This is a genomic window from Marinomonas gallaica, from assembly GCF_001639745.1.
Lineage (GTDB): Bacteria > Pseudomonadota > Gammaproteobacteria > Pseudomonadales > Marinomonadaceae > Marinomonas > Marinomonas gallaica.
The window spans coordinates 1-12,903 of sequence record NZ_LTAX01000031.1 but is presented as its reverse complement, the minus strand read 5'-3'; the positions used below and the strand labels follow the sequence as shown (position 1 = coordinate 12,903).

At 46.4% G+C, this 12,903-nt stretch carries 14 protein-coding genes; 5 read left to right on the top strand and 9 right to left on the bottom strand.

Annotation, left to right across the window (positions count from 1 at the left end):
- Positions 1 to 384: 384 nt before the first annotated feature.
- Positions 385 to 1,293, top strand: coding sequence for an alpha/beta hydrolase (locus tag AYW76_RS17670; protein ID WP_082866300.1), 909 nt, complete (start codon positions 385 to 387; stop codon positions 1,291 to 1,293).
- A 15-nt stretch (positions 1,294 to 1,308) separates the two neighbouring features.
- Here AYW76_RS17670 and AYW76_RS17665 read toward each other — a convergent pair whose 3' ends face one another.
- Both AYW76_RS17665 and AYW76_RS17660 read right to left on the bottom strand, forming a co-directional pair.
- Positions 1,309 to 2,316 carry an LLM class flavin-dependent oxidoreductase gene (locus AYW76_RS17665; protein WP_067223673.1) on the bottom strand — a complete coding sequence of 336 codons (1,008 nt, stop codon included), beginning with the start codon at positions 2,314 to 2,316 and terminating at the stop codon, positions 1,309 to 1,311.
- A 74-nt stretch (positions 2,317 to 2,390) separates the two neighbouring features.
- Positions 2,391 to 2,876, bottom strand: a complete 486-nt coding sequence (locus AYW76_RS17660; protein ID WP_067223670.1) for an HPP family protein — start codon at positions 2,874 to 2,876, stop codon at positions 2,391 to 2,393.
- 114 nt (positions 2,877 to 2,990) lie between these two features.
- Between AYW76_RS17660 and AYW76_RS17655 the strand changes: the two genes are divergently transcribed.
- A complete protein-coding gene (locus AYW76_RS17655) occupies positions 2,991 to 3,551 on the top strand; it encodes a TetR/AcrR family transcriptional regulator (protein ID WP_067223668.1) in 561 nt (186 codons plus the stop codon).
- Positions 3,552 to 3,556: 5 nt separating this feature from the next.
- Here AYW76_RS17655 and AYW76_RS17650 read toward each other — a convergent pair whose 3' ends face one another.
- From AYW76_RS17650 to AYW76_RS17630, 5 genes are all read right to left on the bottom strand, one after another.
- Positions 3,557 to 4,453 carry an aldo/keto reductase gene (locus tag AYW76_RS17650; RefSeq protein ID WP_067223665.1) on the bottom strand — a complete coding sequence of 299 codons (897 nt, stop codon included), beginning with the start codon at positions 4,451 to 4,453 and terminating at the stop codon, positions 3,557 to 3,559.
- Between the two features lie 110 nt (positions 4,454 to 4,563).
- Positions 4,564 to 5,577: a GGDEF domain-containing protein gene (locus tag AYW76_RS17645; protein WP_067223662.1), complete on the bottom strand. Its 1,014-nt coding sequence runs from the start codon at positions 5,575 to 5,577 to the stop codon at positions 4,564 to 4,566.
- Between the two features lie 153 nt (positions 5,578 to 5,730).
- On the bottom strand, positions 5,731 to 6,084 hold the full coding sequence (locus tag AYW76_RS17640; RefSeq protein ID WP_067223660.1) for a DUF4870 family protein: 354 nt from the start codon (positions 6,082 to 6,084) through the stop codon (positions 5,731 to 5,733).
- A gap of 26 nt (positions 6,085 to 6,110) precedes the next feature.
- Positions 6,111 to 6,764 (bottom strand): TIGR02466 family protein, encoded by a 654-nt coding sequence (locus tag AYW76_RS17635; protein WP_067223657.1) that lies wholly within the window; start codon positions 6,762 to 6,764, stop codon positions 6,111 to 6,113.
- Positions 6,765 to 6,819: 55 nt separating this feature from the next.
- Positions 6,820 to 7,203: a SpoIIAA family protein gene (locus tag AYW76_RS17630; RefSeq protein WP_067223654.1), complete on the bottom strand. Its 384-nt coding sequence runs from the start codon at positions 7,201 to 7,203 to the stop codon at positions 6,820 to 6,822.
- A 158-nt stretch (positions 7,204 to 7,361) separates the two neighbouring features.
- Here AYW76_RS17630 and AYW76_RS17625 point away from each other — a divergent pair, with 158 nt between their 5' ends.
- Positions 7,362 to 9,284 carry a RecQ family ATP-dependent DNA helicase gene (locus tag AYW76_RS17625; RefSeq protein ID WP_067223733.1) on the top strand — a complete coding sequence of 641 codons (1,923 nt, stop codon included), beginning with the start codon at positions 7,362 to 7,364 and terminating at the stop codon, positions 9,282 to 9,284.
- Positions 9,285 to 9,338: 54 nt separating this feature from the next.
- Here the strand turns inward: AYW76_RS17625 and AYW76_RS17620 are convergent, their stop codons facing one another.
- Complete coding sequence (locus tag AYW76_RS17620) at positions 9,339 to 10,079, bottom strand: substrate-binding periplasmic protein (protein ID WP_067223652.1); 741 nt, start codon at positions 10,077 to 10,079, stop codon at positions 9,339 to 9,341.
- A 203-nt stretch (positions 10,080 to 10,282) separates the two neighbouring features.
- Here AYW76_RS17620 and AYW76_RS17615 point away from each other — a divergent pair, with 203 nt between their 5' ends.
- Both AYW76_RS17615 and AYW76_RS17610 read left to right on the top strand, forming a co-directional pair.
- Positions 10,283 to 11,530 carry a DEAD/DEAH box helicase gene (locus AYW76_RS17615; RefSeq protein ID WP_067223649.1) on the top strand — a complete coding sequence of 416 codons (1,248 nt, stop codon included), beginning with the start codon at positions 10,283 to 10,285 and terminating at the stop codon, positions 11,528 to 11,530.
- Positions 11,531 to 11,602: 72 nt separating this feature from the next.
- A complete protein-coding gene (locus AYW76_RS17610) occupies positions 11,603 to 11,854 on the top strand; it encodes a hypothetical protein (RefSeq protein ID WP_067032810.1) in 252 nt (83 codons plus the stop codon).
- 57 nt (positions 11,855 to 11,911) lie between these two features.
- On the opposite strand, the gene AYW76_RS17605 is transcribed toward AYW76_RS17610, so the two are convergent.
- Entirely contained in the window at positions 11,912 to 12,691 is a 780-nt protein-coding gene (locus AYW76_RS17605; protein WP_067223646.1) for a DUF4852 domain-containing protein, read from the bottom strand.
- Between the last annotated feature and the right edge of the window lie 212 nt (positions 12,692 to 12,903).

Sequence of the window (12,903 nt, the reverse complement as noted above, 5' to 3'; positions counted from 1 at the left end):
TCCTGTTTCAGGATGGGCAAAATCATGCATGTCTGTGTCGCAAAATGAAAGACTTTTGCTGCGATAGAAGAGCGACTTAGCTGTCTTCAAGCATAAGGCATTAATAGATTACTATCCTCAAAAGATAATGATTTGCATTTGTGTTTATTTGCCCGCATTATTTAACTTTCTGAGCAGAGCTCGGTTAGGTGGCGTGTGTTGAGTTCTTCCATGTCACCTAATTCTATTCTAACAGACAGCTTTGTCGTTCAGCATAGTAGTGATAAGTCATTGGGCATGTAGCGAGTTAGCTAGGTTTGCAGTTAGATTTATTCATTTTTCGTCTATCTATCGAATGGTATCTGTCGGGTTGTCTAGTTTCACTGATCACTACGGAGTAGCAATATGTTTTATCAATCAGTACGCCGACTATGCAGCATGGCAATATGTACCATGAGTTGTGTGACTCAGGTGTATGCCGAGCCGGTGTCTGAACCGCAGCCTGTGACAATGACTTTGCCCGACAGTTATTACGTGGATTGGCAAGTGGCTAAGCAGGATGCACCTTATCGAGTGTTTATTTCTGTACCGGAAGGCGAAGCGCCAGCCGATGGTTTTCCTGTGGTGTATTTGATGGATGGTAATGCTTTTTTTAGTTCCGCTGTCATTACCAGTAAAAAATTAATGCACCCTCGATTTGAAAATAAGCAGCCAGCGATCATTGTTGGGTTGGGGTATCCAATTGAAGGCACACACGATACGGAGCGTCGTTGGCTAGATTTGACACCTCCAACGCTAGCGCCGCCGGTGATGCCGAAAAAGCATATGGAGCGCTTTAAAGATATGACGTTTGGCGGAGGCAAGCAGACGTTGTCGTTACTGGTGGACGACATTCGTCCTTGGCTTGCTAAGCAGTACCCCATTAACGAAGATCAACAGATCCTTTTTGGTCATTCATTAGGCGGACTGTTTACGTTGTACGCGCTGAATACACGCCCAGAAGCCTTTAATGGTTATAGCGCGATTAGCCCATCGTTATGGTGGAATAATGGCTATTTGAAACCGTTGTTGGCCAAGCAAGAAAGTACTTCTAGAACGGACAAGCAAATCTTTATAGTGATGGGCGAGCAAGAAGCAGACTATATGCTAGAGGACGCGCAGTGGGCACAAGACCGTTTTACGGAGCAAGGGCTAGACAGTGAATATCGAATACTTCCTTACATGAATCATGGTACGGTTGCTCCGCCTGCGTTGACGATGGCGCTGGAAAAATTGTTACCTGAAAAGCCTAAGATTACCGCCCCAGAGTCGTAACTCTGGGGTTATCCGTTAATGCCAGTCTTGTTTTTGCATGAGGTCTATTCCAGCTGTCAATTCGACGGCTTTTAGGCGAGCCTTTTGATCATGAATGGGAAATGAGTAGATCATTTCATCCACGCCGGTTTGTTCAATAAATTGGCTCAGTTTGTCCTGCACTCGTGCAGGTGTACCGACCATTGCATAGCGCAGTGTCTGGTTTATCATCGGCATTTCGGCGGCAGCAATTACAGATGACAAGTCTTCTACTGGCGCTGGAAATGGACGATTAGCATTTCTGCGTAGATGTGCAAATTGACGTTGAGCCGAGGTGAAGTGGTATTCTGCTTCGTGTTGAGTGTCAGCCACTGAAGCCATGACACCGGCCGATACATAAGGCTTATCCAGTTGCTCAGAAGGGCGGAAATTGGCGCGATAGACATTGATTGCTTCGAGTAACATATCGGGTGCAAAGTGGGATGCGAATGAAAACGGCAAGCCCATGTGGGCAGCCAATTGAGCCGAGTACAAGCTAGAACCGAGTAACCAGATGGGTACATTGGTCCCTTGTCCTGGCACGGCTATAATAGGCTTCACCTTGTTTTCATCCGCAAGATAGCCTTGCAGCTCTTCTACATCATCTGGGTAAGTGTCTACTTGGCCGCCCATATTACGGCGCAATGCTCTAGCCGTCGCCATATCTGTTCCCGGCGCACGTCCTAACCCTAGGTCAATCCGTCCAGGATACATTTCAGCGAGTGTACCGAATTGCTCAGCAATCACCAGTGGCGCGTGGTTTGGAAGCATGACGCCTCCCGACCCAATACGAATTTTGCTTGTTGCCGCCCCGATACCCGCTAACATGACAGCGGTCGCTGCGCTGGATACACCGCGCATTCCATGATGCTCGGCAAGCCAAACCCTCTGATAGCCATGTGCTTCGGCGCATTGGGCGAGGGCTTGGCTGTTTTGTATCGCGTCTGCCACAGAGTGGCCTTCACCGACAGGGGCTAAATCTAAAATTGAAAATGGGACTGACATATTGTCCTCCAGTTATCTCATCATGACTGTAACCATGGGGACAATCGAACTGCTTAGCAAGCAAGTGAGGGTCATCATCCTTGTTTTTTAGGGTATTGCGTACCACTGACAAAGCGATGGTATAACCAGCCTACGAAGACTATAACCAAGGCTCCCGTTAGTACTGGGTTCCATACGAAACTCCATGGTGCTTGCGTCAACATAATCAAAAGTGGGTTAGCGCCTGCCGGTGGGTGTAGGGTGTTGGTAAGCATCATGCCTACGACACCTAAGCCTGCCGCAACCCCTAACGAAAGCGGTGATACCGTAAAATAATGCACCATCAGAACACCGATGGCAGCGGTTAATACATGTCCACCGATGATGTTACGTGGTTGCGCTAAGGGGCTTTGCGGCAAGGCAAAGAGAATTACCATGGTGGCTCCAAACGGCGCCATGAGACCCACATATTCAGGGCTCAGTTTGCCGCCAAGGCTAAGTAAAAATATACACAAACTGGCGCCGAGGCCTGCGACCAAGGCTTTGCCCCAAGAGGACTGATTTACGGTGTTTAGTATCATAAAGTGGGTCTCTATCGATAATAGGTTTCAGGGGTAGACCGATCTGTCTACTTTTAAAGGATAGACAGATTGGTCTACCTCTGTCAAACTTTTTAGCATTGGAGGCGAGTTGGTATGACGAAACGAGACGAATTAATTCAAACGGCATTTAAGTTGTTTTATATGAATGGCGTGCACAGTGTGGGTATTAATCAAATTTTGAGCGAAGCAGGCATTGCTAAGAAAACCCTGTATAGCCACTTTGCGAGCAAAGAAGCATTATTGGAAGCCGTGATTGCCTATCGTGATGAGCGCTTTCAGACGTGGCTATTTGGCTTAATGAATTCAACATCGTCGGCCCCTGCGGCGATTGCGGCGATGTTTCAAGGCCTAGATGATTGGTTTAATGATCGAGTGGAGACTTTGATGCCGTTTCAGGGGTGTTTCTTTGTGAAGGTCAATGGCGAGTTTTTCCAGCATCGCGTGAACGAGCTGTGTCATGCTCATAAGCAAGCTATCCTAGATTACACGCAAATGCGCTTAAGCGAGACTTATTCGGCTGAGCAAGCGGCTCAGCTGGCGAATCAGGTTGTCCTTTTAAAAGAAGGCGCGATTGCTCAAGCCTATTTAGGCCATGATCATCATGCAGCAAAGCTGGCAGGAAGTATGGCGCTGGCACTGCTGCCAACGCCTTAATACCGTTAAGGTACGGGATGACCTTTGGACGCGACCCAAATGGCAAACCATTGATCGTCGCTGAGCTCAATGGATTGTGCCTGTTGGGCGGACAATACCCGTTCGATACTCCCCGAGCCAATCACCGGTGCAATACCGGAAGGATGACGCATTAGCCAAGCCAAAGCGATTTGATCTAAGCTGGCGTTATGCGCCTCGGATACTTCTGTTAACGCTTTAAACAGTGTTGGGTTTATACCTTCTAAACGGAACATATCACCCCCCGCAAACGGTGACCATGCCATCGGTGTGACTGCATGTTGCTGCGCATGTTCTAAGGTACCGTCTTCAAAGTGCTTCAACTCGAGCGGAGAGAGCTCGACTTGGTTGACTAACAGTGGCATTTCCAAACGCGATTGCAGCAAATCAAACTGTTGAGCGTTAAAGTTTGATACACCAAAGTGTCGGACCTTGCCGATGGTGTGCAAATGCTCAAACGCTTCGGCAATATGGTCGGCGTCCATCAACGGGCTAGGGCGATGCAGTAATAACAGCTCTATGTGATCTACCTTTAGGTTTTGCAGAGAGTTGTCAACGCTTTGCAGAATATGTTGCACGCTTTGATCGTAACGGTGCGAGGTAATTTCTGGGCGGTTTTTACTAGGCAGCTTAATGCCGCACTTAGTGATGATTTGCAGTTTATCGCGTAGTGAAGGTTTCAGTGCTAATGCTCGGCCAAACAAGCTTTCACATTGGTAATCGCCATAGATGTCGGCATGATCGACAGTGGTAATGCCCGCGGTAATGCTTTGTTCAATAAAACTCAACAGCTCTTGGTCGTTCATGCCCCACTCAGCAAGACGCCAATATCCTTGAGCAATACGAGAACCTTCAAATCCGAGTGGGTGGTATTGGTGCGCCATAAAAACGCTCTCCTAATCACTTCTATTGTATGGTTCGTCTACTCTAGCAATTCAGCTCTTAACTGCCTACTAGACTGAGCGGTTAAGTTTTAATTGAGCGGGAGTAGGAATCAGGCGACGGCGGCTCGCACACAGTTCCGACCAGCGTGTTTGGCTGCGTAGAGGTATTGATCTGCGCGCTCAAGTAGTGCTTCTAGAGACTCCCCTGGCTGAAACTGCGCGACGCCAACGGACGTTGTAATTGGGCGAATGCTTTGTCCGGTTTTTTTATTTTTTAGGTTTAGGCGGCTGATGCGCTCACGCACGTCATTAGCGAATTGAATGGCCGCTTTAAGGTTAGCGTTAGGCAAGAGTATCGCGAACTCTTCACCACCAAAGCGATACGCTTGTGCGCCAGAGGTTTGTACACAACTTTGTTCTAGCGTTTTGGCAACAGTTTGAATGATTTTATCGCCTAGCAAGTGGCCATACTCATCATTGAACGGTTTGAAGTGATCGATATCGACCATTACCAAGCAAGTCTTATCAGCTGATGCCGTGTAGAGAGCAATGTCGTCGTTGAATTTACGGCGATTATTAATGTCCGTTAATCCATCGATAAAGAGTTGTTTCTCAGTCTCGGCGACTTTCGCTTTGAGCGCTTGGATCTCAGCATTCTGTTGTTCTAGCTGGGTACGGTAATCTTCCGTTTTGTCGATAAAACGGCGGGCGATGGATACCAATTTATGAGCTGAATGAGTATTTGATTGAATAGCCTCTTGAGAGAGCTTTTCGATATCAGCAGACATGGATTGATTTAAGTGATCGGCATGGCTCATGGCGCTCTCAGTCGAAGCGTGTAGGGATTTTACCACTTGATTGATGCTGCTTTGCACTTGTGCCAATGTGTCTTCCGCAGCGTCTACGACAAACTCCTCTAACAAAACGTCACACATGTAGCGATCACACTGCCCAAGTCGTTGTACGATGTCGTCGATACGAGTGCTTAGTTCAGGAATATCCCCTGAGGTATAGGAATACCAAAGCGTATAATACGGTGGGGTAATCGGCACATTATTCTTAACCATCATAGGAATGGTCTGACGAAAGTACTGATTTATTTTGGCAGCAGAGCGGCTTGACACAGCAGGCGTTCCTTATGGAATGAACCAAATAGACAGATGTGGTAAAAAATATGACCATATATTACCACTACGATATATCTGTTTAAGTGTCTGAAACCGAATCTAGGTCAATATAATGGCACCATTTTCCACAGCAATTGAGCGACGCGAGGCTTAGGCCGCGTCATGATAGGGAAGGTCGTTCGTAAGGCGTAGGATCCCTTTCACTAATTTCACAATGGACCAAATCCAAATACCGAGCAGCAATAAGTAGCCAATAAAGAATATGGCAAGAACAAAGCCAATCAAACTGATACCAAGCCCCCACCAGAATATCCCTGTAATGTTACGGAAGTGATCGTAGAATATGGAACCTTGAGCATCGCGCGTTTTGGCCATGGCCCATACCGCTCCGATGATCCAAAAAATACCGGTAAATAAACCCAATAACATGAATACATAGCCGATGAGGGCATCGCGTTTCGCTTGATCGTCATGGGGTGACATCGGGATATCGTCTAAATTCATGCTATAGGGCCTCTTAAAAGACTTACTTAGTTCAACTCTATCACGCAATTAAAAGCCACCACAATGCGGTCTTTCTGACCGAAATAGGGCAGTGCTGAGTGCTTTAAATACGATGGAAAGATCACCACTTGACCTTCTTTTGGTGCGAAGTCCCAAAAGCCTTGGCCACCTAAATAGGCGGTGCCTGGGTCTGCGTAATGCTCGGCGTTTACCCGAGGGTCGTAAAAGCGGTTAATCCCATTACGGCCTTCAAGTGTAGCCTCACCTGGGTCCAGATAATAAATGCCACACCATGAGCAATTTGGGTGGGAGTGAGCGTCGTGATAGCCGCCATTTTTTGTGATGTGATACCAAGACTCAATCACATGCGCGTACGCTTCGCTGTCTTCAGGCCAATGTTGATGATTCATCTCAAGGGCTACATCAGCCACCATTTCTTCGATCATACGGCGCAGCTCCATGACTTCTGGAACATCGTCCTCTAGAAAGTCCAAACGACTTTCCGACAGGTTGTGTTTTGCCAGCACGGCAATATCACTGTCGACAGTATTTTCTTGCGCCGCTTGGCGTTGATAGACGTGTGCTAATAGAGCATCTTTTAAAAACTCATGGTCTGCCAACTGAGTGACAAATAGAGGAGTTGTCCAAGCCTCAATGGCTTCAATGGTCGGAGTTTCCATAATAGATCAGCGCTCATGCAAAAAAGAATGGCGCGATTCTAACAGAGAATCCTGTTTAAGGAGCCAGTGACCACTTAAATGCATCGTCATAATGGGTAAAAGCTTTGATCTTGCTGCCAGTAAACCAGCTGCGACTGCGTGCTAACAGGCCTTGCCAAGACTTCTGGCCATACAAAGCAACTCGATTAAATTCTGCGCCTAAACGCAACCCAAGGCTCATATCATCGAATACAGCACGCCATTCCCAGCCATCAAACTCAGAAATGTCGACCAGAATGTTCACCTGTGAGGCGTGCATAGCATACAGCGCCGCGTCCAGTTTCGGTGACAGCTCTTTATAGTCTGCCTGAGTCAGCTTACCACTGACTTTGACTCGGACTAATAATGTTTGCTGATAACGCTCTGCGTCAATAAATAGGCCGTGCTGATGTTCTGGCATTTGCTCCTCTTCTCCCTATGATCTACACCCAATAGGGATCGGTGCGTTGAATCGATCACGTTAGTTAATGACTATAGGTGTTATTGGAGCACCGAATTCGTCACAATGGTATGCCTGCTTTGCAGCTTCCACCGTTATTCAAAATAGGGCCACGATTTATGCAACAATTAGCAGGATTGCTAACACAATACTTCGGCTTCGACCGTTTTCGCGAAGGACAGCAACAAACGATCGAGCAACTTCTAGCAGGGCATTCCGCGCTGTCAGTCTTCCCTACCGGCTCAGGAAAGTCCCTGTGCTACCAATTTACCGCGACTCAGCTTCCGAACTTAACGCTCGTGATCTCGCCGTTGATTGCGTTGATGCATGACCAGCTTGCATTTCTACAAAGCAAAGGCATTCCGAGCGCCAGTTTAGACTCGACGCAAACCAAAGAAGAAAGCCAAGCCGTGATGCAACAAGTACGCGATGGGCGTATTAAAATCTTGATGATTTCGGTGGAGCGTTTCAAAAATGAACGCTTCCGTCGTTTTATTCAAAACGTGCCGGTGTCGATGTTGGTCGTGGACGAAGCGCACTGTATTTCCGAATGGGGACATAACTTCCGCCCCGATTATTTGAAGCTGCCGCAATATCAGCAGGAGCTGAATATTCCCTTGGTGTTATTGCTGACGGCGACGGCGACCCGTCGCGTGCAAAAAGACATGGCGCTGAAATTTCATATTGCCCCCGAGCACATCGTGCAAACTGGCTTTTACCGTCAAAACCTAGACATCGACTTAGTCCCTGCCCAAGGCCAAGACAAACAAGTCCTGTTGCGCCAAGTGCTCAATGACACGCAAGGCACGGGCATTGTCTACGTAACGCAGCAAAAAACCGCCGACGAGTTGGCGGCCAGCTTACAGCAATCTGGCTATTCGGCGGTGTCGTATCATGCAGGCCTAGGCAATGAGGTTCGGGCAGCGATACAAAATGATTTTATGGCAGGGCAAACGCGCATTATCGTTGCGACAATCGCCTTTGGTATGGGCATTGATAAGTCGGATATTCGCTTTGTGGTGCATTACGACCTCCCTAAATCAATTGAAAACTACAGCCAAGAAATAGGGCGTGCAGGGCGTGACGGACAGCCGAGCCGCTGCGTTATGTTGGCAAGTCTTGACGGCTTGCACGTACTGGAAAACTTTGTCTACGGTGACACACCAGAGCCTCACAATATTCAAGCATTGCTGCAGGAAATCTTCAGTAATACCGTCAACGGTGAGTGGGAAACCCAAGCCTATGGCTTGTCACAGGCCACCAATATTCGCGCCTTGCCGCTGAAAACGTTATTGGTGCAACTGGAGCTGGCGGGGGCGATTGTGCCTCGTTATAGCTACTACAGTGATGTGAAGCTCAAATGGAATCAAAGCCTTGAGCAGATCGCGCAAGCGTTAACGCCTGAGCAGCAAGCGTTGTTTAGCCAGGTTGCTCAACAAACCGTGTTTAAGAAAATCTGGGGCGTTCCGGATTTCGAACGACTACATCAGCAAGGCGTCGATCGCGGCACGGTGCTCAGTTTATTAGAGCAACTCGCTGACCGTGATTGTATTACCCTAGAAACCAAAGGTCTGACCGAAGTGTACGGTGTTCGAACGGAATTGCTTACCCCTGACATGGCGCACACTCTGCAACGCTATGTGGAGCAAAAACAAACCTCAGAGATTGAGCGTATTGCTACCATGATTCGCTTCTTTGAATTGGATCGTTGTTTGAATCGCAACTTAGCACGCTACTTTGGTGATCAGAATGCGCCGGAGCATTGTGGTCACTGTTCGGTATGTCGCGGCAACGTGTTGTCTTTCGAGAAAAATAGCGTCAATCAAGTGATAGATAGCCTAGGTTCGGATATCCAAATAGCTAAGACTTGGCTGCTTCAGAAACTGCCTCAAGCGCAAGTGACGCCAGTGTTAATGACTCGTTTTTTGGTGGGTCTAACTCAGCCGATCTTTACTAAGCTCAAAGCACGTCAGCAACCGGTGTTTGGTAAGTACGAAGAAATGGCTTACGAAGAGGTCTTAGCGAGCGCGAAAGAGCATTAGAGAAACTCTGTGCAACATGGAATAGAAACAGCCATGTTGCACAGAGTTCAAGTCTTATTTAAAGCTTGAAAGAATGGCGTCATATTGGCCGCTGGCTTGTAAATTTACCAAGGACTTATTGAATGCATCGCGTTGCTCTAAACCATTTTCTGTTGCTTTAGAGAACATAACAAAGATTTCTTGTTCGTTAATCGGCGGTTGAACAATAGACAGCTCCGCACTGTCTTGGCCGATCTTCTTCGCAAGGTCCTTGGCAACATCTAAATTGCCCGCGTAGAAATCTACTTCACCATCAAACAAGGCCTGCACCGCTTCTTGCTCTGTCGCGTAAGGTTTTATATTTGGGAACGGGTGTTTGTCGAAGGTTTCACCCACTACCGAATCTGCAAGTTTACTGATGCGGTAAGAGTTCAACTCATCATAGGATTGAAAAAATTTAATATCAATGCCGCTACTCTCGCGTGTCACAAGCCCCGTGTAGACACTGTAAATTGGTAATGAGTAATGATAGTTTTTAGCACGCTCTTCTGAATAATAGGCCGCGATGATGGCATCTTTTTCACCTGTGAGTACGTCTTCCAGTGCTTTACTCCAGTCCGTAAATTCAAGTGTGTAATCTGTTCCAGAGGCGTCCATTGTTTGTTTAACAATTTCAGCTAGGACGCCATTTCTGTCTTCGCTTTCACCGATAAACGGTGGCCAGTTTAGGGTTGTATAGCTCACGTCCTGTGCAAAAAGTGGTGCGCTTAGCGTTAATCCTGCGATTAAAAGCCAGTTTTTCTTATTTTTATTCATTTTTAATCCTTAAATATTGTTATCTAGTAAGAACAAAGGAAGACTGATATGAAGAATATTGTTCTATCTCGTGAAATTGTCAATTGAAACATGATCTTTTATTGATCTGTTAAAACAAAATGATGCTCTTAACATCCTTTTATGGCGGATCAAGATGTTACAATGGCGTTGTATTATTCCTTTGAAATGACGGTGCTTTGTTTATGAGTTTTTCGACCCTAGGTCTTCATGCGGATGTATTGTCCGTGCTCGACACGCTTGGCTATCAAACGCCGACACCGATTCAGTTGGCGGCTATCCCAGAAGTCTTAGCGGGTCATGATGTGATGGCGGGGGCGCAAACGGGTACCGGTAAAACCGCAGCGTTTGCATTGCCTTTAATTCAGCGTCATTTAACGCGAGAAGCATCAGAAAAAGCCATTCGTGTGTTAGTACTTACTCCGACGCGAGAGCTGGCTCAGCAAGTCCATAAAAGCTTCGTAAAATACAGTCAAGGCTTGGGCCTTAATGCTGTCGTGGCGTACGGCGGTGCAAGCATTAACCCTCAGATTGATGCGTTAAACGAAGGCTGTGATGTGCTGGTAGCGACACCGGGGCGGTTGCTTGAACTGACTATGAAGCAGCTGATTGATCTGAATTCCGTGGAAACCTTGGTATTGGATGAAGCCGATCGCATGCTCGATATGGGCTTTATTATTGATATCGAACGCATCTTGAAACGCTTGCCGGAGACTCGCCAAACACTGTTTTTCTCCGCCACATTTAACGACGAAGTCTTTGCCCTGAGTAAAACCTTGTTGAGAGACCCAAAGCTTATTGAAGTGTCTGAGCGTAATGCCGCCGCGACACAAGTAGAGCAGCGTATCTACGAAGTCGATAACAAGCGCAAAGCGGCATTGATCGCCTATTTGATTGGTTCAAAAAACTGGAAACAGGTACTGATTTTTACCCGAACCAAACAAGCGGTAGACGACCTAGCCAAAGAGTTGGGTAAAGACGGCATCAAGGCCGTTGCGGTGCATGGAGATAAGTCTCAAGGGGCACGCGATCGTGGCCTAGAAGAATTTAAAACGGGCCAAGTACGCGTGTTGGTGGCCACCGATGTGGCTGCACGGGGTCTGGACATTGAGCAGCTGCAATACGTGATCAACTACGAGTTACCGTACAACGCGGAAGATTATATTCACCGTATTGGGCGCACAGGGCGTGCAGGGCAAGATGGGTTAGCAATCTCACTTGTCTCGTCCAAAGAAAAGTACTTACTGACCGACATTGAAAAACTCACTGGCGAGACCTTTGTACCACAGTGGCTGGAAGGCTTTGAACCCAACCCAATGGTGCAAGAAGAGGCCGCCAGTTCAAAACGAAAACCGTCTAAAAAGACACTGCGTGCCAAAGCATTAGGGCAAAGTGGTGCTCAGGTGAAAAGCGGTAAACCGCGCCGTCGCTAGGTTTTAGTTGTTCCTTCGACCAAGGCCACCTAGTATGTGGCCTAATACCTAATTTATAAAAAGAGACACACCATGGAACTCGATATCCAAACCAAAACCTTCGCTGGCGTAGAACTACAAGTCACCACAGTAGAGGGCATCGGTTACTTCAATCAAGCGCAACTGCTCGACATTGGCGACCGCATCATGACCGAACAAGCGAAAACCACCTTTGTTGACATCGCCGAAGCACAAAAATACCTAGATGATCGTCCAGATGTCTTTGCCGAAATGCGCAAATGGAGCCCAGAACCGGGCATCGCCGCCACGGTTAAGGCTGATTGAATGCCATTTTCGAGCACAAATCTCAATTGATAGATCTGTGCTCTGAAAGTATGAGCCTTATAGTTGAATTGCTTCAAAAGGTGCGTATTTTTCAATCTCTTTTCGCGTTTGATAATATTTTTTTGGTACGACATCAATGAATTGAATTTCTTTGACAGTACCCTGAAAAGAAGACTGTGTAGTCATAGCATTAATTTCAAAAATGTACCTAATGAACAGTTTTCTTTTCTGATTCCTTCCCTTTAAAAAATTTTCAGCAGTATGAGGTGGCATTTTTAGCTCTGGGAAATCTTGATAGTTATCGAATATTACAGAAATTTCCTTAGGTAGAAGCTTTATATCCTTACCGCCTTCTAGTGTAACTCCTGTTGTGTAGTCAACAGGAAACTCTTGCCTATCGAAATCATAGTTGTCTAACGTCGATGGCATGGTAATCTGATAAATAGGTTTAAGCTGGTGTTTATGTAAGTCAGACTCTAGCTGTTCTGTTGCTTTTTTTACATCTCGTCTATATGTCAGTTCATTGCGTTTAGTATAGCCATGTATTGTGAGGCTATGATCTGAGTTACTGCCTAATTTGTAAGTAAGGTAGTCTTCTCCATAAGTTGCCACGTTGAGATTATCTTCTCTGGATAATCCTTCTAAAGCAAGTTCTTGCCAAGAAATGATATCGTAGTTATTTGCACCAATAATTTCGTAATCAGACTTATCTTTTTTGAATGTATCCTGCCAGCAGGATACGCATTTACCTTCTACATAAAGATGTTTTCCGTCAACTGCACACCCCCATAGACTAAGTGCCAATATGGAGAGCACTGCATTTCTAAAAAGAGACATTTATATTCCTTAATGAGTAAAATTTTAAGTTTTTGAAACTAGGAAGGGAGAAAAATAATGTGATAAATAACTTCGTCTTCCATGAGATTTTGGGAAGAATACCGTAAGTCTTTTCTCTATCCAAATATTTATTATTGTAGTGGTCTAATGAAACCGGACACCATTTTAGGTGGTAACATAGCCATATTAAAAGAGGTGTCCAATGGCAAAAC

Bases quoted from the DNA above. Each gene is read 5' to 3' on its own strand.
- AYW76_RS17635 (WP_067223657.1), bottom strand. From the start codon at position 6,764: ATGGAAACTCCGACCATTGAAGCCATTGAGGCTTGGACAACTCCTCTA.
- AYW76_RS17610 (WP_067032810.1), top strand. From the start codon at position 11,603: ATGGAACTCGATATCCAAACCAAAACCTTCGCTGGCGTAGAACTACAA.
- AYW76_RS17655 (WP_067223668.1), top strand. From the start codon at position 2,991: ATGACGAAACGAGACGAATTAATTCAAACGGCATTTAAGTTGTTTTAT.
- AYW76_RS17660 (WP_067223670.1), bottom strand. From the start codon at position 2,876: ATGATACTAAACACCGTAAATCAGTCCTCTTGGGGCAAAGCCTTGGTC.
- AYW76_RS17640 (WP_067223660.1), bottom strand. From the start codon at position 6,084: ATGAATTTAGACGATATCCCGATGTCACCCCATGACGATCAAGCGAAA.
- AYW76_RS17630 (WP_067223654.1), bottom strand. From the start codon at position 7,203: ATGCCAGAACATCAGCACGGCCTATTTATTGACGCAGAGCGTTATCAG.
- AYW76_RS17620 (WP_067223652.1), bottom strand. From the start codon at position 10,079: ATGAATAAAAATAAGAAAAACTGGCTTTTAATCGCAGGATTAACGCTA.
- AYW76_RS17625 (WP_067223733.1), top strand. From the start codon at position 7,362: ATGCAACAATTAGCAGGATTGCTAACACAATACTTCGGCTTCGACCGT.
- AYW76_RS17615 (WP_067223649.1), top strand. From the start codon at position 10,283: ATGAGTTTTTCGACCCTAGGTCTTCATGCGGATGTATTGTCCGTGCTC.
- AYW76_RS17665 (WP_067223673.1), bottom strand. From the start codon at position 2,316: ATGTCAGTCCCATTTTCAATTTTAGATTTAGCCCCTGTCGGTGAAGGC.
- AYW76_RS17605 (WP_067223646.1), bottom strand. From the start codon at position 12,691: ATGTCTCTTTTTAGAAATGCAGTGCTCTCCATATTGGCACTTAGTCTA.
- AYW76_RS17650 (WP_067223665.1), bottom strand. From the start codon at position 4,453: ATGGCGCACCAATACCACCCACTCGGATTTGAAGGTTCTCGTATTGCT.
- AYW76_RS17670 (WP_082866300.1), top strand. From the start codon at position 385: ATGTTTTATCAATCAGTACGCCGACTATGCAGCATGGCAATATGTACC.